General features: G+C 32.8%; 2 protein-coding genes. Both read left to right on the top strand.

What is annotated here, in order from left to right; all coding sequences use genetic code 11:
• Positions 1–701 (top strand): agmatine deiminase family protein (locus AC1DTM_RS28475; protein ID WP_477001487.1); only part of this gene is annotated, 701 nt, incomplete at its 5' end.
• Positions 702–741: 40 nt separating this feature from the next.
• Positions 742–1003, top strand: a 262-nt coding sequence (locus AC1DTM_RS28480) for a MerR family transcriptional regulator (protein ID WP_477001488.1), incomplete at its 3' end; no start/stop codon positions are given.

Below are 1003 nucleotides of genomic sequence, written 5' to 3' on the forward strand. Positions count from 1 at the left end.
GGCGATATTTAGACCAACAATTTAATAAATGGTTGAAGAAAAATGACTTTGAATATGTGAAATCACCATTAATATTGGATGGTGGTAACCTTATTTGGAATAAAAAAGATACCGTTATTTTAACAGAACGTATATTTGATGATAATGATGATTGGACGGAAGAGGAAATTATTGAGCAGTTAGAGTGGGATTTAGATGTGAGCCGGGTTATTATTATTCCTGCTGAAGAAGGGGATGTACTYGCACACGCAGACGGAATGGTTAAATTTATTGATGAACATACAATGTTTATTAGCGATTTTTTAGGAGATCGTGAATTTAGATATAATGTTCAAGAGATTATTCAAGAACAAATGCCAGAAGCTGAATTTATAGTTGTTCCTTCGTCATATACAGAGAAGGGTCAATACGATGAAGAGATAGCGTCAGCAAAAGGTTTATATATAAATATGTTAGAAACATGTGATACGCTTTACGTTCCTAAGTTTGGATTAGCTAAAGATGAGGAAGTTTTACGATATATTCAACAGCGTACTGAGAAACAAGTTATTCAAATTCATGTAGGAGAAATATCGACAATGGGAGGCGCGATGAATTGTTTAACGTGGTATTGTCCGAGTCATTTGTTACCTTCAAAAATGAAAAGGCTGAACGATCAGAATGAAGGTTCTTCAATTAGAAAACTTTTTGATTGGTTTTAATAAATAAGATTATAAGAAAATGTATTCAAGGGGTATTTATATGTATACAATTACTGAATTTTCGCGAATTTGTAAAATGAGTACACGGATGCTAAGGCATTATGACAAAGAGGAGATATTAAAACCAGCATATGTGAACCCGGTAAATGGATATAGATATTATGAGCAAGGACAGCTAGAAATAGCATTGAAAATTAAAAAGCTGAGGGAGTACAAGTTTCCTTTACCGAAAATTAAAGTAATTCTCCAGTCAGCAGATCAAAATTCATTTATTAAACATATGCAAGCGCAAATTATAGAGT

This window comes from Bacillus sp. P4_D3 (assembly GCF_056401855.1).